General features: G+C 39.9%; 10 protein-coding genes. 5 read left to right on the top strand and 5 right to left on the bottom strand.

The window, feature by feature from the left end:
• Together madL and IEX65_RS01110 are read right to left on the bottom strand one after the other, a co-directional pair.
• Window positions 1-369: a malonate transporter subunit MadL gene (gene madL, locus IEX65_RS01115; RefSeq protein ID WP_188763780.1), complete on the bottom strand. Its 369-nt coding sequence runs from the start codon at window positions 367-369 to the stop codon at window positions 1-3.
• Window positions 370-491: 122 nt separating this feature from the next.
• The gene (locus IEX65_RS01110; RefSeq protein WP_188763778.1) at window positions 492-1,979 is read right to left on the bottom strand and encodes an acyl-CoA synthetase; all 1,488 of its coding nucleotides are present in this window, start codon (window positions 1,977-1,979) and stop codon (window positions 492-494) included.
• A 546-nt stretch (window positions 1,980-2,525) separates the two neighbouring features.
• Here IEX65_RS01110 and IEX65_RS01105 point away from each other — a divergent pair.
• Entirely contained in the window at window positions 2,526-14,267 is an 11,742-nt protein-coding gene (locus IEX65_RS01105; protein WP_188763776.1) for a beta strand repeat-containing protein, read from the top strand.
• Between the two features lie 182 nt (window positions 14,268-14,449).
• Here IEX65_RS01105 and IEX65_RS01100 read toward each other — a convergent pair whose 3' ends face one another.
• The 3 genes from IEX65_RS01100 to IEX65_RS01090 form a co-directional block, all read right to left on the bottom strand.
• Complete coding sequence (locus IEX65_RS01100) at window positions 14,450-17,074, bottom strand: MGH1-like glycoside hydrolase domain-containing protein (RefSeq protein WP_188763774.1); 2,625 nt, start codon at window positions 17,072-17,074, stop codon at window positions 14,450-14,452.
• 5 nt (window positions 17,075-17,079) lie between these two features.
• Window positions 17,080-17,886, bottom strand: coding sequence for an SDR family oxidoreductase (locus IEX65_RS01095; protein ID WP_188763772.1), 807 nt, complete (start codon window positions 17,884-17,886; stop codon window positions 17,080-17,082).
• 125 nt (window positions 17,887-18,011) lie between these two features.
• A complete protein-coding gene (locus IEX65_RS01090) occupies window positions 18,012-18,923 on the bottom strand; it encodes a Ppx/GppA phosphatase family protein (RefSeq protein WP_188763770.1) in 912 nt (303 codons plus the stop codon).
• Between the two features lie 160 nt (window positions 18,924-19,083).
• Here IEX65_RS01090 and rpsU point away from each other — a divergent pair, with 160 nt between their 5' ends.
• The 4 genes from rpsU (at window position 19,084) to IEX65_RS28200 (ending at window position 22,099) form a co-directional block, all read left to right on the top strand.
• A complete protein-coding gene (gene rpsU, locus IEX65_RS01085) occupies window positions 19,084-19,278 on the top strand; it encodes a 30S ribosomal protein S21 (protein ID WP_188763768.1) in 195 nt (64 codons plus the stop codon).
• Between the two features lie 213 nt (window positions 19,279-19,491).
• Window positions 19,492-20,373 (top strand): tyrosine-type recombinase/integrase, encoded by an 882-nt coding sequence (locus tag IEX65_RS01080; RefSeq protein ID WP_188763766.1) that lies wholly within the window; start codon window positions 19,492-19,494, stop codon window positions 20,371-20,373.
• Window positions 20,374-20,409: 36 nt separating this feature from the next.
• On the top strand, window positions 20,410-21,762 hold the full coding sequence (locus tag IEX65_RS01075; RefSeq protein WP_188763764.1) for a sigma-54-dependent transcriptional regulator: 1,353 nt from the start codon (window positions 20,410-20,412) through the stop codon (window positions 21,760-21,762).
• 259 nt (window positions 21,763-22,021) lie between these two features.
• On the top strand, window positions 22,022-22,099 hold the full coding sequence (locus tag IEX65_RS28200) for a potassium-transporting ATPase subunit F (protein WP_188764762.1): 78 nt from the start codon (window positions 22,022-22,024) through the stop codon (window positions 22,097-22,099).
• Window positions 22,100-22,219: the final 120 nt, after the last annotated feature.

Raw genomic sequence — 22,219 nt, 5'->3', positions numbered from 1 at the left:
TTAGTCGAGTTGGGTATTTTTTGAAAGTTTAGCCAGTAAAGGAATCGTGATAGCACAAATAACGATAGGTACAAGGCCCGCCAAGACCGCAATGAATCCACTCGAAACGGCAACTCGCACATTTTGGGTTGCCGACATTGCTACTACGATAGGAATATACATCTGATTCCAGAACATAATCCCGTTTTCGGTATTTCGGTCGAGATAGTCCTTTTTATTGAACCAATCGCTGAGTAAAATCAGCAATAACATCGCAAAACCAACACCCCCAACATTGGCATCAACTCCGATGATTTTACCCAAAAATTCGCCAAAAAGTTGGCCAATTACATAACAAAAAGCCAAAATGGCTACTCCGTAGATTATCATTAATTTAGGTTAGTTTGTATTTGTCGGACATCAGTCGCAACATGGTTAAGAACAGAATATTTCTCCGTGAAATTCAGTGCAATCCGTGTCTCCGTGGTAACCGACGCTTAGTAAATCGTATTTCAGTTGAATAGTTTCTTCAAATCATTCTTAGTCACCTTGCCCATGGCGTTGCGAGGGAGTTCTTCTACAATTTTGTATTGGCGTGGAGTTTTGTAGGCAGGCATTTTTTCACGCATCCAAGTATTGAGGGCTTTTAGGTCTAAGTTTGTATCGTTTACGATAATGGCTGCCGCTACGAGTTCGCCCCATTCTTCGTTCGGAACCCCCACTACGCTACAATCTTCTATGGCAGGGTGCGTACGAAGTATTTCTTCAATTTCCAAGGCAGAAATCTTATAGCCACCCGATTTTATAATGTCGATGGAATCACGACCTAAAATTCGATAATAGCCTTTTTCTACTACTGCCACATCGCCAGTTTTAAACCAACCATCCTCTGTAAAAGCCTTTTGAGTAGCTTCGGGTTTATTCCAATATTCCAAGAAAACATTTTTGCCTTTTATCTGAATCTCGCCAGCTTGTCCACGTTTCACCACCACGTTGTTTTCATCAACCAGTCTGGCCTTTACACCCGCAAGTGGTTTTCCGATGTACCCAGCTTTGCGTTCTGCATCGTACGGATTACTGATTCCCATGCCGATTTCGGTCATTCCATAGCGTTCGAGTAGGGTATGGGTACTTATTGTTTTCCATTTTTCCATCACCGAAACAGGCAAGGCTGCCGAACCAGAAACCATCAAACGGAATTTGGCAAGTGTATCGGTAATTTGTGTCTGTTGGTCGGCCGAAAGACTTTCCCAGTGCGAAATAAGTTTAAAATAGATAGTAGGAACGGCCATGAAAACATTGATTTTACCTTTCTGAAATGCTCCAAAAACACCCTCGGCCGAGAATGAAGGCAAAAACTCAACCGTCGCACCCGACCACAAAGCACACGAAATAACATTGATAATGCCATGAACATGGTGAAGTGGAAGCACACATAAAATATGGTCTTTGGCCGACCATTGCCACGATTTTACTAAGGTCGAAACCTGTGCTTCGATGTTGGCGTGAGTTGTTACGACACCCTTTGGAAGGTTTGTCGTTCCACTCGTATAAAGTATCATTGCCTTGCGGCTTGATTGTAAATTGGGTAGTTTTTTTAGTTCGATAGTTGCTTTATCAACTTCGGGCAAAATAATAAAACGAAAGCCTTTTTCGGCCGCCAATGGGCGTAAGATTTCGGCATATTCAGCACCTGCAATCACAATTTCAGCCCCAGTATCTTCAATGACATATTGCAAAGATGGTAGCGGATAACTAATGCACAGAGGCACGGCAATTCCACCCGCACGCCAGATTCCCCTTTGAATACTCACGTAGTCGAACCCTGGTGAAACCATGAATGCTACTCGTGTTTCGTTGAGGTCTGATGTATTTTGAAGCAACAAAGAGGCAAATTGGTGCGAAGAATCAAGTAAATCTTTGTAAGTATATGAATGATTATCGGAAATGATAGCTTGGTTATCAGGGTTTGAGGTAGCGTTTTTTACTAATTTGAGCATGACTGGGCTTGGCTGAATAAGTTTTTTAGGAATAGGTTATCAATCGAAAAAAGAACGGCTAAAAGTATGAAATTTTGGTGAAATATTTGGACTACGGTCGCAGAATTTTAGTATTTCGGTTTTATGCCAACTTACACACAGCATTAATAAAACAATAAATTTTGATAACGAAGAAAAAAAATCACCATTCCTCGAAAAAAATATCAATAATTGATTTTAGTCTCATTGTTTTTTGAAACCTCAAGTGTATGAATCAATTAGGAATAAAGAATAGTACTCTGAAAATCAGCTACTTTACTCTCTAAACAGATTATTCGAGGGTGGTAAAAATATATGACTATACGTAATAGGCATGATTGTTGATTATGAAAAATTATTGAACGGTATCGTTTATGCTCTCCTTTATTTTCCTCCAAAAACACCCAATCTTCTCTTGTATTCGCACAAAGGTTTATTTATGGCATATTTTTTGGTAAGAAAAATTATTAAGCGGTATTATTTTATTTATTCTTAGCCGCTGAATAATTTTTTAATATGATAGTTAGAATGAAACATCTATCCAAAGTTAGTTTATTCCAAAGGCTATTAGGAATTGCTTTCCATACCATGAAAGCCAATAACTCGCCTCGATTGATTACATATTCGTATCGAATGTTGTTGGGTTTATTGCTATTTTTAGTAAGTAATCATTTATCGGCACAGTCTGGTACTTTTAGCTGGAGTACATCAGGTGTTGGTAACGCATGGGCGGTAAGCGACAATACAAAAACCTACAATATTACCTACACCGAAGGAGGAGTCACTAAAACGATGACTGTTACGATGACTATCATCGACCCACATAACAGAAACTACGATTTAGACGTTTATACGACTCACCCTTTTGATACTGGTGGTGGCTGTTTACCTTATCCAGGGTCAACAGAAACAGATAATATTACAGGCAATGGTACAATAACAGACCCTTGGGATTCTGACTGTGGAAGTATCTTTACTGAAACAGAAGGTGCTTATGGCACAGGGTATCTTACTTTTGCCATAAAAACGCTTAATTCTGCTGAAGATGTTACTATCAGATATACATTCTCCAAACCAATATTTTTAGATAATTATACGGTTGGCGATATTGATTATGTTGGCTTGGCTTACAGTAATTCAGTAAACCAATATGAAGCACCAGGTAACTCATACCAAGATGAAGTGAGTTTCACTGCTTCGGGTATTGGAGGAAATGTGCCGATTGACATCGTTGCTGGAGCGAACCTTACCAAAACAGGACAAACTGTAAAGGCAACATATAACACGAGTACAACAGGAGATGTTGACCCTAACTTGGCTGCAAATACAGCAACTTTATCAACAGCAAAAGCTATTACAAGTTTTGATGTAGCTTATTCAAATGGCCCTGAAGATGCAAGTGCAGAACAAAATAATCCTTCTTTGTATTCATGGTGGTCAGTGACAGCAGGAAAGGGTGCTACAAATGGAGTAAGTGATGACCACGCTATCCGAATTTCAGGTTTTACTTTTACGGTTTGCCCTACTTTTGTATATCCTTCAATTAATGCCACTATTTGTGCTGGGCAATCGGCAACGGTGACAGCAACTCCATCTAATGGTACAGCACCTTACACATATTCTTGGAGTACAGGCTCTACGGCAGCATCAATAACTGTTAATCCAGCTGCAACAACGCAGTATGTTGTTACAGTGACTGATGCAAATGGCTGTGCGGAAACAACAACTGCCCAAGTAACGGTGAATCCACTTCCAAATGCTAATGCAGGTTTAGATAAAACATTAACTTGTACAACAACAAGTGTAACTTTAAATGGAAGTAGCACTACATCAGGTGTAAGCTATTCGTGGACAACAACTGGTGGAAATATCGTGAGTGGTGCGACAACTGCAAGCCCAGTAGTAAATGCAGCAGGAACATATATATTGACAGTAAGAAATACAACAACAAACTGTACTGCAACTGATGCCGTAGTCGTAACATTAGATAATACCGCACCAAATGCTAATGCAGGATTAGATAAGACTTTAACTTGTACGACAACAAGTGTAACATTGAATGGAAGTAGCACTACATCAGGTGTAAACTACTCGTGGACAACAACAGGTGGGAATATCGTGAGCGGTGCAACAACAGCAAGTCCAGTAGTAAATGCAGCGGGAACATATATATTGACTGTAACCAACCCAACGACAGGTTGTACAGCAACTGATAATGCTATTGTGACTCTAAACAATACACCACCGAATGTAAATGCAGGAGCAGACAAGACATTAACTTGTACAACAACAAGTGTAACCTTGAATGGAAGTAGCACTACATCAGGAGCAACTTACGCATGGACAACAACGGGTGGCAATATAGTAAGTGGTGCAACAACTGCAAGTCCAGTAGTGAATGCCGCAGGAACTTATGTATTAACAGTAACCAATCCAGCAACAGGTTGTACTGCAACGGATAATGTTGTAGTAACTCTGGATAACACCGCACCAAATGCTAATGCAGGTTTAGATAAAACATTAACTTGTACAACAACAAGTGTAACGTTGAATGGCAGCAGCACAACATCAGGAGTAACTTACGCATGGACCACAACAGGAGGAAATATAGTAAGTGGTGCAACAACCGCAAGCCCAGTAGTAAATGCAGCAGGAACATATATATTGACAGTAACCAACCCAGCTACAGGTTGTACGGCAACTGATAATGTAGTAGTAACATTAGACAATACTGCACCAAACGTAAATGCAGGATTAGATAAAACTTTAACTTGTACAACAACGAGTGTAACATTAAATGGAAGTAGTACAACATCAGGAGTAACTTACGCATGGACCACAACTGGAGGCAATATCGTGAGTGGAGCAACAACTGCAAGCCCAGTAGTAAACGCAGCAGGAACATATATATTGACAGTAACCAACCCAACGACGGGTTGTATAGCAACTGATAATGCTGTTGTGACTCTAAATAATGCCCCACCAATAGCTGATGCAGGTTTAGATAAGACAATTAATTGTACGACTACCTCAGTAACTATCGGTTCAGACGGAATTTATCCCAATGCAACTTATAGTTGGTCACCGAGTACAGGTTTGAGTAGTTCAAGTTCAGCCTTACCGACAGCTACACCAACAGTAACGACGACTTACACCTTAACCATCACAGATAATGTAACAGGTTGTACAGCAACTGATGCAGTGGTAGTAACAGTAGATAAAATCCCACCAACAGCATCAATCACAGGAACAAATAATTTGACTTGTGTGGTAACATCGGTAACGAGAACAGCTTCAGGCGGTGGAAGCTATTCATGGGCAGGTCCAAGTTCATTTACAGGAACAACGGCAAGTGTTAGTTTAACAACCGCAGGAACTTATACAGTAACAGTAACGAGTGCTAACGGTTGTACAGCAACAGCTACAACAGTAGTAACTTTAGACAATACCACACCAAATGTAAATGCAGGAGCTGACAAGACTTTGACTTGTGTAACAACAAGTGTAACGTTGAATGGCAGCAGCACAACATCGGGAGCAACTTACGCATGGACCACAACAGGTGGCAATATCGTGAGCGGTGCAACAACGGCAAGTCCAGTGGTTAATGCTTCGGGCACTTATGTATTGACAGTAACAAATCCAACAACAGGTTGTACGGCAACAGATAATGTAGTAGTTATTACAGACAGCAATTTGCCAAACGTAAATGCAGGATTAGATAAGACTTTGACTTGTACAACAACAAGTGTAACGTTGAATGGTAGCAGCACAACATCGGGAGCAACTTACGCATGGACCACAACAGGTGGCAATATCGTGAGCGGTGCAACAACGGCAAGTCCAGTGGTTAATGCTTCGGGCACTTATGTATTGACAGTAACAAATCCAGCGACGGGTTGTACAGCAACTGATAATGTAGTAGTTATTACAGACAGCAATTTGCCAAACGTAAATGCAGGATTAGATAAGACTTTGACTTGTACAACAACAAGTGTAACGTTGAATGGTAGCAGCACAACATCGGGAGCAACTTACGCATGGACCACGACAGGTGGCAATATCGTGAGTGGTGCAACAACTGCTACCCCAGTAGTAAACGCAGCAGGCACATATATATTGACAGTAACGAACCCAGCTACAGGTTGTACGGCAACTGACAATGTAGTAGTAACTTTAGAAAACACAGCACCAAATGTAAATGCAGGATTAGATAAAACTTTGACTTGTACAACAACAAGTGTAACGTTAAATGGCAGCAGCACAACATCAGGAGCAACTTACGCTTGGACAACGACAGGTGGAAATATTGTAAGTGGTGCAACAACTGCAAGCCCAATAGTCAATGCAGCAGGTACATATGTATTAACAGTGACGAACCCAACAACAGGTTGTACGGCAACTGATAATGCTATTGTAACTCTAAACAATACACTACCGAATGTAAATGCAGGAGCAGACAAGACATTAACTTGTACAACAACAAGTGTAACCTTGAATGGCAGCAGCACTACATCAGGAGCGACATATTCATGGACAACAACTGGTGGTAATATCGTAAGTGGAGCAACAACTGCAAGCCCAGTAGTAAACGCAGCAGGCACATATATATTGACAGTAACGAACCCAGCTACAGGTTGTACTGCAACTGACAATGTAGTAGTAACATTAGACAATACTGCACCAAACGTAAATGCAGGATTAGATAAGACATTAACTTGTACAACAACAAGTGTAACCTTGAATGGTAGTAGCACGACATCGGGAGCAACTTACGCATGGACCACAACAGGAGGCAATATTGTAAGTGGTGCAACAACTGCAAGCCCAATAGTCAATGCAGCAGGTACATATGTATTAACAGTGACGAACCCAACAACAGGTTGTACTGCAACAGATAATGTAGTAGTTATCACAGACAGCAATTTACCAAATGTAAATGCAGGATTAGATAAAACTTTAACTTGTACAACAACAAGTGTAACATTGAATGGAAGTAGTACTACATCAGGAGCAACTTACGCATGGACCACAACAGGAGGCAATATCGTGAGTGGTGCAGCAACAGCAAGTCCAGTAGTAAACGCTGCAGGTACATATATATTGACAGTAACGAACCCAGCGACAGGTTGTACAGCAACAGATAATGTAGTAGTAACTCTGGATAACACTGCACCAAACGTAAATGCAGGAACTGACAAAACTTTGACTTGTACAACAACAAGTGTAACGTTAAATGGCAGCAGCACAACATCAGGAGCAACTTACGCTTGGACAACGACAGGTGGAAATATTGTAAGTGGTGCAACAACCGCAAGTCCAGTAGTCAATGCTTCGGGAACATATGTATTGACAGTAACAAACCCAGCGACAGGTTGTACTGCGACTGATAATGTAGTAGTAACTCTGGATAACACTGCACCAAATGTAAGTGCAGGAGCTGACAAAACATTGACTTGTACAACAACAAGTGTAACGTTGAATGGCAGCAGCACAACATCGGGAGCAACTTATGCTTGGACAACAACGGGAGGAAATATTGTAAGTGGTGCAACAACCGCAAGCCCAGTAGTAAATGCTTCGGGAACATATGTATTGACAGTAACGAACCCAGCGACAGGTTGTACTGCAACGGATAATGTTGTAGTTATCACAGACAGCAATTTACCAAACGTAAATGCAGGTTTAGACAAAACATTGACTTGTACAACAACAAGTGTAACATTAAATGGAAGTAGTACAACATCAGGAGCAACATACGCATGGACCACAACAGGAGGAAATATTGTAAGTGGTGCAACAACAGCAAATCCAATAGTAAATGCAGCAGGAACATATGTATTAACAGTAACCAATCCAGCAACAGGTTGTACTGCGACTGATAATGTAGTAGTAACTCTGGATAACACTGCACCAAATGTAAATGCAGGAACTGACAAAACTTTAACTTGTACAACAACAAGTGTAACGTTGAATGGAAGTAGCACAACATCAGGAGCAACGTACGCATGGACCACAACGGGAGGAAATATCGTAAGCGGTGCAACCACAGCAAGCCCAGTAGTAAACGCAGCAGGAACATATATATTAACAGTAACCAATCCAGCAACAGGTTGTACTGCAACGGATAATGTTGTAGTAACTCTGGATAACACTGCACCGAATGTAAATGCAGGAACTGACAAAACTTTAACTTGTACAACAACAAGTGTAACGTTAAATGGCAGCAGCACAACATCAGGAGCAACGTACGCATGGACAACGACAGGAGGCAATATCGTGAGTGGAGCAACAACCGCAAGTCCAGTAGTAAACGCAGCAGGAACATATATATTAACAGTAACCAATCCAGCAACAGGTTGTACTGCAACGGATAATGTTGTAGTAACTCTGGATAACACTGCACCGAATGTAAATGCAGGAACTGACAAACCTTTAACTTGTACAACAACAAGTGTAACGTTAAATGGCAGCAGCACAACATCAGGAGCAACTTACGCTTGGACAACAACAGGAGGAAATATAGTGAGTGGTGCAACAACGGCAAGTCCAGTAGTAAACGCCGCAGGCACTTATGTATTGACAGTAACAAACCCATCTACAGGTTGTACCGCAACGGATAATGTAGTAGTAACGTTGAATAATACTCCACCAGTAGCTGATGCAGGTTTAGATAAAACAATCAACTGTACGACTACCTCAGTAACTATCGGTTCAGATGGTATTTATCCCAATGCAACTTATAGTTGGTCACCGAGTACAGGTTTGAGCAGTTCAAGTTCAGCCTTACCAACAGCTACACCAACAGTAACGACGACTTACACCTTAACAATCACAGATAATGTAACAGGTTGTACAGCAACTGATGCAGTGGTAGTAACAGTAGATAAAACCCCACCAACAGCATCAATCACAGGAACAAATAATTTGACTTGTGTGGTAACATCGGTAACGCGAACAGCTTTAGGCAGTGGAACCTATTCATGGACAGGTCCAAGTTCATTTACAGGAACAACTGCAAGTGTTAGTTTAACAACCGCAGGAACATATATAGTAACGGTAACGAGTGCTAACGGTTGTACGGCAACAGCAACAACAGTAGTAACTTTAGATAATATTGCACCAAATGTAAATGCAGGAGCGGACAAAACTTTAACTTGTACAACAACAAGTGTAACGTTGAATGGAAGTAGCACAACAGCGGGAGCAACTTACGCATGGACCACAACAGGAGGAAATATTGTGAGTGGAGCAACAACCGCAAGCCCAGTAGTAAATGCTTCGGGAACATATGTATTGACAGTAACGAACCCAGTTACTGGTTGTACTGCAATAGATAATGTAGTAGTTATCACAGACAGTAATTTACCAAACGTAAATGCAGGAACTGACAAAACATTGACTTGTACAACAACAAGTGTAACGTTGAATGGTAGTAGCACAACATCAGGAGCAACGTACGCATGGACCACAACAGGAGGAAATATAGTAAGTGGTACAGCAACAGCAAGTCCAGTAGTAAACGCTGCAGGTACATATATATTGACAGTAACGAACCCAGCTACAGGTTGTACCGCAACGGATAATGTAGTAGTAACATTGAATAATACTCCACCAGTAGCTGATGCAGGTTTAGATAAAACAATCAACTGTACGACAACCTCGGTAACTATCGGTTCAGACGGTATTTATCCCAATGCAACTTATAGTTGGTCACCGAGTACAGGTTTGAGTAGTTCAAGTTCAGCCTTACCAACAGCTACACCAACAGTAACGACGACTTACACCTTAACAATCACAGATAATGTAACAGGTTGTACAGCAACTGATGCAGTGGTAGTAACAGTAGATAAAACTCCACCAACAGCATCAATCACAGGAACGGAAAATCTAACTTGTTCAGTTACGTCAGTAAATCGTACAGCCACAGGCGGAGGAACTTATTCATGGGCAGGTCCAAGTTCATTTACAGGAACAACTGCAAGTGTTAGTTTAACAACCGCAGGAACTTACACAGTGACTGTAACAAGTGCTAACGGTTGTACGGCAACAGCTACAACAGTAGTAACTTTAGACAACACCGCACCAAATGTAAATGCAGGAGCGGATAAAACATTGACTTGTACAACAACAAGTGTAACATTAAATGGAAGTAGCACAACATCGGGAGCAACGTACGCATGGACAACAACAGGAGGAAATATCGTAAGTGGTGCAACAACAGCAAGTCCAGTAGTCAATGCTTCGGGAACATACATATTGACAGTAACAAACCCAGCGACGGGTTGTACTGCGACTGATAATGTAGTAGTTATTACAGACAGTAATTTACCAAACGTAAATGCAGGTTTAGACAAAACATTGACTTGTACAACAACAAGTGTAACGTTGAATGGAAGTAGCACAACATCAGGAGCAACGTACGCATGGACCACAACGGGAGGAAATATAGTAAGTGGTGCAACAACGGCAAGTCCAGTAGTAAACGCAGCAGGTACTTATGTGTTAACAGTAACGAACCCAGCTACAGGTTGTACCGCAACGGATAATGTAGTAGTAATATTGAATAATACTCCACCAGTAGCTGATGCAGGTTTAGATAAAACAATCAACTGTACGACTACTTCAGTAACTATCGGTTCAGACGGTATTTATCCAAATGCAACATATAGTTGGTCACCGAGTACAGGTTTGAGTAGTTCAAGTTCAGCCTTACCGACAGCGACACCAACTACAACGACGACTTATACCTTAACAATTACAGATAATGTAACAGGTTGTACAGCAACTGATGCAGTGGTAGTAACAGTAGATAAAACTCCACCAACAGCATCAATTATAGGAACGGAAAATCTAACTTGTTCAGTTACGTCAGTAAATCGTACAGCCACAGGCGGAGGAACTTATTCATGGGCAGGTCCAAGTTCATTTACAGGAACAACTGCAAGTGTTAGTTTAACAACCGCAGGAATATATACAGTAACGGTAACGAGTGTAAATGGTTGTACGGCAACCGCTACAACTGTAGTAACAAGTGATTCAACCGTGCCACAGCCAACGACAGCTTCAGCCGAAAGATGTGGAGAAGGAACTCTAACACTTTCTGCAACTGGATGTACTGGTACTTACAACTGGTATTCATCAAGTACAAGTAATGTTAGTCTTGCTACAACAGCGGCCTTCACAACCCCTGTACTTTCTACTACAGCTGTCTACTATGTTAGCTGTACTGTTGGTTCGTGTACGAGTTCTCGTTCTTCTGTGACGGCCGAGATTAATCCAATTCCGTCGAATATAATAGCAGGAAGTAACAGTTCTGTTAAAGAAGGAAATCCAATTAATTTGACAGCAACATCGACTAACGGAACAAGTTACTCATGGGCAGGACCAAATGGCTTTACTTCAACGGTGCAAAATCCAGTAATCAGTGGTTCGACAGAATTAATGGAAGGAGTTTATACCGTAACAGTGAGTTCGCCTACAGGTTGTACCGCAACAGCTACGACAAATGTGATAGTCTTTAATCTATCTAATTTGCCAGAGTGTACAGAACAAGCTCAGCCAACAGTTTCTGCAAGCAGTAATAGTCCAGTTATTTCAGGAGGAACTATTAATCTTTCATCAGTTGCAACGGGTGCTATTGATAACGCTTGGACTGGACCAAATGGGTTTACTTCAAGTTTACAAAACCCAAGTATTTCAAATTCAACACCTTCAATGGCAGGAGTTTATACTGTGGCTGTAACTGTTGATGGAATCTGTAAAGTTACCGCAACTACAAACGTAATTATCAAATGCTTAGAAAACCCATTGGCAAGTAGTAATACGCCGATTTGTGTAGGAAACTCTCTTAATTTATCGGCATCGGGAGGTAATTCATATTCTTGGACTGGGCCTAATAATTTTACATCGACCCAACAAAATCCAACAATTAGTAATGCCCAAACTACTGCTCAAGGAGTTTATACAGTTACATTAACGGGAGTAAATTGTACAACAACAGTTACGACTAATGTTGTAGTAAATCCTCTTCCAAATGCAGAGGCAGGCATCGACAAAGTAATCAACTGTACAACGAGTTCAGTACAAATTGGTTCAGATGCCGTTATACCAAATGCAACGTATTTGTGGAGTCCGAGTACAGGATTGAGTGCAACAAATAGTTCAATCGTGACGGCAACTCCAACAACAACTACTACTTATATATTAACAGTGACAAATAACCAAACAGGTTGTACTGCCACCGATGCAGTAGTAGTAACAGTTGATAAATCAGCTCTAAATGCTGATGCAGGTATTGACAAAACAATTAACTGTACAACAACATCAGTAGAGTTAGGCTCAGATGCAGTTATACCAAATGCGACATATTTGTGGAGTCCAAGTGCAGGATTGAATGCAACAAATGGTTCAGTTGCCACAGCCACTCCAACTACCACGACTACTTATATCTTGACAGTGACCAATAATCTTACAGGTTGTACAGCCACCGATGCAGTAGTAGTGACAGTTGATAAATCAGCTCCAAATGCTGATGCAGGCATTGATAAAACAATTAACTGTACTACAACATCAGTAGAGTTAGGTTCGGATGCGGTTATACCAAATGCAACATATTTGTGGAGCCCAAGTACAGGATTGAATGCAACAAATGGTTCAGTCGCCACAGCCACTCCAACTACTACAACTACTTATATTTTAACAGTGACAAATAATCTTACAGGTTGTACGGCCACCGATGCAGTAGTAGTGACAGTTGATAAAACAGCTCCAACAGCAAGTATTACACGAAATGATAATTTGACTTGTACTGCTTCATCAGTAACAAGAGTAGCAAGTGGTGGTGGTACTTATTTGTGGTCAAATAACTTAGGTACATCGGCTACCGCAACTATTTCAGCCGCAGGAACTTATACTGTAACAGTAACTTCGGCTAATGGTTGTACGGCAACCGCAACTACGAGCGTAACTGTTGATACTGGCGTGCCAACGGTTACAATAACAGCAACTGAAGATACATTGACTTGCTTGAAAACACAGTCAGTATTGACAGCCAGTATTACACCAGCAGGTACTTATACATACTTATGGAGTAATGGAAGTACAGCATCAAGCATTAATGTAAACGATGCGAGTACATATTCGGTAGAAGTAACAGCTCTCAATGGTTGTAAAGCAAGTGCATCTGTCTTGATTAGAGAATTTAACACTGTGACGGCTCAAGTAGATGTAAAAGATGTTGATTGTAAAGGCGGAAATAATGGTTCAATTACAGTAACTGGCTTTGATGGAATCGCACCATATAAATTCAAACTAAATACTGGAGCATTCCAATCAAACAATGTGTTTGCAGGTCTGACTGCTGGAACTTACGCAGTAGCTATCCAAGATGCGGGAGGTTGTACGGCTTCGATTAATGTAACCGTAAAAGAGCCTTTAACAAGCGTAGCCTTGACCGTGACACCAACTAACTTGAAATGTAACGGTGCAACTGACGGCCAAATCCAAGCAACAGCAACAGGAGGAACGCCATCGTACACTTTTGCAATCAATGGTGGCACTGCTCAATCGAATGGCTTATTTACAAATTTAGTTGCAGGAACATACACAATTACAGCAACCGACACAAAAGGATGTTCGACAACGGCCACAACCGAAATAACACAGCCAACCAAACTGGCAATTACGGCCGTAGGTTCGATGATTGATTGCTCAACTCCAAAAGGTACAATTACAGCAACCGTAACGGGAGGAACACCAGCTTATCAATACTCAATTGATGGCACAAACTTCCAACCATCAAATAGCTTTGCTAACTTAAATGGTGGAACATACACGATTACCGTAAAAGACCTAAATCTTTGTGTGGGAACAGTTACAGCAGCTATTACAGTGGCTGATACCGTGAAACCAACGTTTACGTCAGTTACAGCAACAATGGCTACTTGTACGGCAGGAACAGCCAATAATGATGGAAAACTAACAATTACGGGTGTGGTGAATGGAGTGAAATATCAATACTCAGCTGGTAATACATTCAATGCTTCAACGGCAGTTCCAGCGGTTGCGGCAGCAATTCCATCGAATGGCGTATTGACTAATACACTTACAAACCCAACTGCAAACTCGCAGATGTACACCATCAGAATCTTCAATAACAACGGTTGTTATAAAGATGTAACAGTCGAATTATTGAAACGAGTATGTGATTGTAAAACCGATATTTGTGTACCTGTTTTGATTAATAAAACAAAAACAAGGTCTAAATAAGTAGAAGGACGAATTTAGATTTACGAATGACGAATATAAGGCATTTATTATCAATCATTTAAGTCTTTTCAAATTTAAAGTAATTTCATCTCTTTACTTAATATTGAGTAATTAAATAAAAGAAATGCCCCTTGATGTTGAATCGAGGGGCATTTCTTTTATTTAGGTATTGCCAATAGCAGTTACTCCCATTCCCAAGCATCATCATTGATGAGTTCGGCAACTACTGCCGTCCAACCTGTTTGGTGTGAAGCTCCAACACCATGAGCAGTATCACCGTGGAAATATTCATAAAAAAGCAACAGGTCTTTGTTTTCTGGTCTTTGATAAAACTCTTGGTAAATGCCATGCACGGGTCGAATTCCAGCGTTGTCTCTTTCAAAAATCGAAACAATTCGTTTGGCCAAAGTATCAGATACTTCTGCTAAATTCATAAATACGCCCGAATTTGTTGGAAATTCAATTCTAAAACTATCACCATAAAATTGATGGTGTTTTTTTAATGATTTGATAATCAGGTAATTGATTGGCGTCCAGACAGGGCCACGCCAATTAGAATTACCTCCGAACATACCCGAATCCGAATCGCCTGGAACATACGAAATCCCGTGGATAACACCTTCAATATTTACTACGTAGGGGTGGTCTTGATGAAATTTCGATACCGCACGAATACCGCCTGCCGATAAAAATTCATTTTCATCGAGCATTGCCGTTAATAACGCTGAAAGTTTTCTCTTATCAACCAACGATAGCAATATATTTCCATCTTCGGTTATCTGTTCGTTTGGTAGAAATTTGTGTGCCTTCTGCCGATAATTTTTTATATAATTCATTCTTTTTGAAAAGTCTTTGAGCGTTGCCATCTTCTGTTGGTCAATGACCGAAACCGCAAACAATACGCTCAAACCCACAACCGACCTTACTTTCATCGAGATAGGAGCTTGGTTATTTAGCTTCAAAGAATCATAAAAAAAGTGTTCGTTGGCATCCCATAGTTTTTCATTAAGCGATTCTGCAATCAGAATAAAATGCTCATAAAACTTGGTAGCTACGTCCTCAAAACTTTGGTCGGTTATAGCTATTTCTAAAGCAATATCCATCATATTTAGAGCATACATAGCCATCCAAGCGGTAGCATCTACTTGCTCTAAATTGGCATCATCGGGTAGGTTACTTCGGTCAATAGCTCCAATATTATCTAACCCTAAAAAACCACCACTAAAAATATTATTTCCATTTTCATCTTCTCTATTAGCCCACCAAGTGAAATTAATGAGTAATTTCTGGAAAATACGTTTCAAAAAATTAATGTCAGTTTTTCCATGAATACTTTTTTCGATACGATAAACAGACAAGGCTGCCCAAGCATGTACGGGCGGATTGACATCAGAGAAATTCCACTCATAAGCAGGTATCTGCCCGTTTGGACTCATGTACCATTCACGCATAATCAAAATGAGCTGGTGCTTGGCAAAGTTCGGGTCAACAATCGCCATTGGCACGCAGTGAAAAGCCAAATCCCATGCGGCATACCAAGGGTATTCCCATTTATCAGGCATCGAAATAATGTCTTCATTCTTCAAGTGCTTCCAGTTGATATTTCTGCCTAACGTACGCTCGTAAGGAGGAATAATTTGATTGGGGTCTCCTTCAAGCCAACGTTCTATATCGTAGCAGTAATATTGTCTGCTCCAAAGCAAACCCGCAAAAGCCTGCCTTTGAATATTCTTGACATCAACTGATTTTTCGTCTGAAAAGAAACTACTATAAAATACATCAGCCTCAGTTTTTCGATTACTGAAAGTTTTCTCAAAATCATCATTGAAAGGAGCTGAATGAGGTTCTTGCGAAAGTCTGAGTTTTATTTTTTGAGAAGAATCTCCTTCAAGATGAAGTTGATAAACTGGCGAAAATTTTGTCCCTAATTTGTTCGTAATCAACGAATTGAACAAGTTGTAGTTGCCTTCGCAAATCGCTTCATGGAAGGCGTCTTTTACAAAAATGCTATTTGTTTCTTCGTCAAAAAGTCGCTTCGTATTGGTTTCGTTTTCAGTAAAAAAAGTGTGGTTGGCATCATCAAAATATAGGTAATAATCCCCCAACGTCTCGTGAGTGGCTTTTGCACAATTTTTTGAAATCAAATTAATTTGTGGTTTTTGGTTCATTTCACCCGAAATCCAGCGATTTCTGAACCATAAAGTTGGCAAAACAGTTAAATCGGCACTTTCGCTACTTCGGTTGACGATTTCGATATTAATGCAAATATCCTCCGAAGTATTCTTGGCATACTCAACAAATACATCGAAATACCGATTATTGTCAAAAATGCCCGTATCCAAGAGTTCGTACTCCAATTCTTGTTTTGAGCGATTGCGATTTACTTCGAGTAGCTCTTCGTAGGGAAATGTGTCTTGTGGATATTTATATAGAAATTTCATGTAAGAGTGCGTCGGCGTATTATCTAAATAATAATAAAGCTCCTTCACGTCTTCGCCATGATTTCCTTCGGCATTGGTAAGCCCGAAGAAGCGTTCTTTCAAAATCTTATCTTTGCCATTCCAAAGAGCTAAAGCGAAACATAAATTCTGCCGATTATCCGAAATACCTCCTAAGCCGTCTTCTCCCCAACGATACGCACGAGAGCGTGCTTGGTCATGTGTAAAATATGCCCAAGCATCTCCGTTTTCGCTATAATCTTCCCTGACAGTACCCCATTGTCTTTCTGAGAGATAAGGCCCCCATTTTTCGAGCGGAACCGCCTTTTGGGCATTAATATCCAGCCGTTTTTGTTCTAAATTAAGCATCTCTATCAACCTCCAGTAGCAAATCCTTCAAAAACAGTCATTCCTCCATCAATAAACATACTACTTCCTGTTATATAATCAGAATCGTCAGAGGCTAAGAAAACGGCTAATTTGCCAATATCGCTTGGTTGACCAATTCGGTTGTAAGGAATAAGCGACATTAAGCTATTTAAGGCTTCGGGAGTTTCCCAAGCTGCTCGGTTGATTGGAGTCTGAATAGCACCCGGACAAATACTATTTACTCTGATTTTGCGGTCGCCATATTCTTGAGCGAGGCTTTGCATGAGCATTTTTATTGCTCCCTTTGAGGCCGCATAATTGACATGACCAGCCCACGGGATTAACTCATGGACCGAACTCATACAAATGATTTTTCCAGTTGCGAGCGAACGCTCTGGCACAGGCCCTCGACGCAAAAACTCTTTGATGGCTTCTCTGGCACACAAAAATTGTCCTGTAAGATTTACATCAATTACCAGTTGCCATTGGGCTAAGGTCATTTCGTGAAACTTGGCGTCTCGCTGTAAGCCCGCATTATTGACCAAAATATCAATCGTACCGAAGGTTTCAATCATTTGTTGAAACATGGCTTGTACTTGGTCTTCTTTGCTTACATCGGCCTGAATAGCGATGGCATTGCTACCAAAAGACTTTATTTTTTCGACGACGGCATTAGCAGCATCTGGATTTGAAACGAAATTGACAACCACATTTGCACCAGCTTCGCCCAAGGCAATCGCTACGCCTTCACCAATCCCCGAATTCGCTCCTGTAACCAGAGCGGTTTGACCTGATAATTTTTTTTCTGCCATTTGCTTAAAGATTTTTGTTTTATAAACGTAGAATATCTAAAGTTGTTTGCTTGCAAATGTATCAGAATCTTGTAAAAAGGCTTTAAAAAGGAAATTAAAGGATGATTAAAGTTGGAAAACTGAGTTTAATTTAAAACTCTTGCCATCATACCTTCTTTTAAGGCATAACTCGAAACTCTAATGCGTTGGATTTCAAGTGTTTGAATAATGAAACGAATCAAGCACATGGCTACTACAATCATATCTACTCGTAGCTCAATCATACCTGGAATTTGCATTCTTTCGGCGTGATTTTTAAAAATCAGTTCGTCATAAGCCCAATAAAACTCTGGGAGTGAATATTCAAACGCAACTTCATCGCTGGCAGGAAGTTGCCCTTTTTCTTTTATGTATTGCATATCAATGAGCGTATCAAACGACCCTGACGAACCAATCAAGACCTTCGGAGCGTATTGGTGACAAGCATTGGCCAAAGGCAATAGTTTTTCACGGAAAAAATCATCCATCATTTGCACCGAACGCATCGAAATCGGGTCAGATTTCATGAATTTATCCATCAAACGCTGCCCACCAATCTCGAAACTTTGCTTCCAAAATATCTTTTCATCATTGCAGATAATAAATTCTACGCTCCCGCCACCAATATCCATTATCATCGAAGTTTCAGGAATACTCATGGCTTGTTTTACGCCCAGACAAATCAATTCAGCCTCTTCATCGCCCGAAATAACTTGAATTTTTATGCCTGTTTCATCCAAAACTCTTTCTATAAATTCCGTTTTATTACCAGCATTCCGAATCGCACTTGTGCCAGTAGCAAAAACATTCTTTAGTGCAACCGATTGATTATCAATTACTTCTCGGAAACCTTTCAATACCCCCAAAGCTCGTTGGATACCTTCCTCCGAAATCACTCCTTGGCTAATTCCGCCCATCCCAATCTTGGCAGGAATCGAAGATTTATAAAGTGTTTCTGTGCCTTCAACAATCAGCAAATGAAATGTATTTGTGCCTAAATCAATAATGGCTGTTCGCATAACGCTCAGTCCCTAAAGGGAAGTTTTATTTTAAATTTTCACAAATGTAGTGTTAAACCTGTAAGGTTTTCTCAAACCTTGCAGGTTTTGCTACGAAAGTTTGTTTTTTTAATTAAATTTTACGAATTTTGCACTCCCAAACAAAAGGAGGTGTATTTATATGTTAGTAATCAACGTAAAGGAAAACGAATCTATTGATAAAGCTTTGAAACGTTTCAAGAAGAAATTTGAGAAAACGGGTGTATTGCGTCAACTACGCAAGCGTCAGGCGTTTGAAAAACCATCAGTAGCTCGTCGTAACGAAATTATTCACGCTACTTATGTGGGTAAATTGAGAAGCAACGAAGAAATGTAATATTATTGAGCAATTCAATTTGTTTCAAACAAGTATTGCAATCTAATATATTTAAACCATATTAGTAGATATTGTCATTGGAAAATAGTTATTGGTTATTGGTTGGTTATCTTTATTCGCAAATTGCTTATATTTTCAAACTGATTATAATTTTTAACTGTTCAAATTAGTTATTTACCAATAGCTAATCACCAGTAACTTATTTCTATTAATATGGTTTCTTATTTTCTACAACATATCAAATACGAAAAACGCCTCAGCCATCATACCGTTACGGCTTATGAGGGTGATTTGAAGCAGTTTTCGGCATTTCTACTATACCAGTACGAATTTAAAGAACCAGAGAAAGCCGATTTTCAGATGATTCGCTCTTGGATTGTGGCTTTGGTCGACGAAAAAATCGAAAACCGTAGTATCAATCGAAAAATTGCTACACTCCGCACTTTCTACAATTTTTTGCTTCGCCATAAGGCAATCATTACCGACCCAATGCTCAAAATCAAAGCATTGAAAACCGATAAAACGCTCCCTAAATACGTCGAAGAAAAACCCATGGAAAATCTGCTCGATGATATTGAGTTTTCGGACGATTTTTCTGGTTTGCGAGATAAACTCGTTCTTGAATTGCTCTACGGAACAGGTATGCGTTTGGCCGAATTGATAGGTTTGAAAATTACCGACCTAAATTTATATAATAATACATTGGTAGTTCTCGGAAAACGCAATAAACAGCGAATCATTCCGGTCAATAAATCGTTGGTTGAAGCCATCAAAAAATACCTTACGCTTCGCACCGATATTATTGACGACACCACTAATACTTACTTGATTGTGACTGATAGCGGAACGCAAGCATACCCGATGTTTATTCAGCGTTTGGTGAAAAAATATTTGTCATTAGTGACATCGCTCGAACAACGCAGCCCGCACGTTCTGCGGCATACCTTTGCTACTCATTTGCTCAATCGTGGAGCAGATTTGAATGCTATCAAAGATTTATTGGGACATACGAGCCTTGCCGCTACGCAAGTTTATACCCATAATTCGATTGAAAAACTCAAAAAAGTCTTCAAGCAAGCCCACCCGAAGGCGTAAGAATAACAAAATTGAATTTATTGAAGAAACACATCCATGAACAATACCATTCTGATAATTGATGATGAAGAAAAATTGAGAAATCTTTTGGCCAAAATCCTGACAATGGAGGGCTTTGAGGTTTTTCAGGCGGGCGATTGTAAAAGTGGGCTAAAGCGATTGGAACAAAATGCCATTGACGTGGTTATTTGTGATGTAAAACTGCCCGACGGTCGTGGCGTGGACTTGACCAAAACAATTAAAGATAAGTACCCAACCGTCGAGGTTATTCTGCTTACGGCTTACGGAAATATCCCCGATGGTGTGCAAGCCATCAAAAACGGAGCATTCGATTATATCACAAAAGGCGATGATAATAATAAAATCATTCCTTTGCTTCATAAGGCTATCGAAAAAGTGAGTTTATCAAAAAGAGTGCAGCAGTTGGAAAAACAATTGGGCGAAAAACACTCCTTTGATAAAATTATCGGTAAGTCGAAAATCATGCTACAAACCATTGATTTGGCAAAAAAAGTAGCCGAAACCGACACAACCGTGCTGCTCACAGGCGAAACTGGAACTGGAAAAGAAGTTTTTGCTCAAGCCATTCACCAAGCCAGCAGACGCTCTAACCAGAGTTTTGTGGCTATCAACTGTTCGGCGTTTAGTAAAGATTTGCTTGAAAGTGAAATGTTCGGCCACAAAGCTGGAGCGTTTACGGGTGCAGTGAAAGACCAAAAAGGCTTGTTTGAGGAAGCCCACAACGGCACTATTTTTCTTGATGAAATCGGTGAAATGGCTTTGGACTTACAAGCGAAACTCTTGAGAATCATCGAATCGGGCGAGTTATTGAAGGTCGGAGAAAGTAAACCAATCAAAGTAAATGTCAGAATCATTGCCGCCACTAATCGAGATTTATTGAAAGAAATTGAAGCAGGGCATTTCCGAGAAGATTTATATTATAGAATTTCGGTTTTTCAGATAAAACTTCCCGCACTGCGAGAAAGAATTGTTGATATTGAGCTACTAACCAATCATTTTGTTACGGTTTTTTCACACAAAATGAATAAAAAAGTACGAAAAATTGAAGAATCTTTCATCGAAACTCTCAAACTTCATAACTGGAACGGCAATATCAGAGAACTAAAAAATGTAATCGAACGAAGCATTATTTTGATGAATGATGATGAGTTAAAAACTGAAAACCTACCACTGGAAATTCAGCATGCTTCGCAATCTGCCAGTGCTACTTCGGGCAAAATCCTGACAAACTTTGAGCTGGCTAATGCCGAAAAAAGCCATATTCAGAAAGTACTTAACTACACAAACGGCAACAAAACCAAAACCGCCGAATTGCTCAATATTGCTCTCACTACTTTATATCGCAAAATCGAAGAATACAAACTTTAGGTATATCACCCTTTCAAAACGATAGTACAGACCCTTTCATTTTGAAAGGGTTTTTTATTTTACAAAATCCGATAAATTTTATAAAAAACTGATAATAAGGTACTTATAGATTGTTTCCTACTGCTGGCACATCTCTTGAAACTATATATAGAAACAAATAATTAAAATCATGTTTCTAACAATCACACTTACAGTTTTAGGGCTATTGGGTTTCGCCCTTTTCTACAAATCCATTAAATTCTTCGAAAACATCTAAGCCATGATAGCATTATTCATCGTCTCAATCGCCGTGTTTTTATACATGTGCTATGTATTACTAAAACCCGAAAAATTCTAAAACCATGAGATGGCAAAAAATCAAGGCTGCGTTAGTCATAATCATTATTTGGTTGATTGCTCTATCAATGTTTTATGCGGTTTTATTAAAATTTAAAATTTTATATAAATTCTAACACAA

The sequence above is a fragment of the Emticicia aquatilis genome (genome assembly GCF_014644295.1).
In the GTDB taxonomy this organism is placed as follows: domain Bacteria; phylum Bacteroidota; class Bacteroidia; order Cytophagales; family Spirosomataceae; genus Emticicia; species Emticicia aquatilis.
The sequence above is the reverse complement of the archived record's forward strand: the minus strand, read 5'-3'. Positions and strand labels throughout refer to the sequence as shown.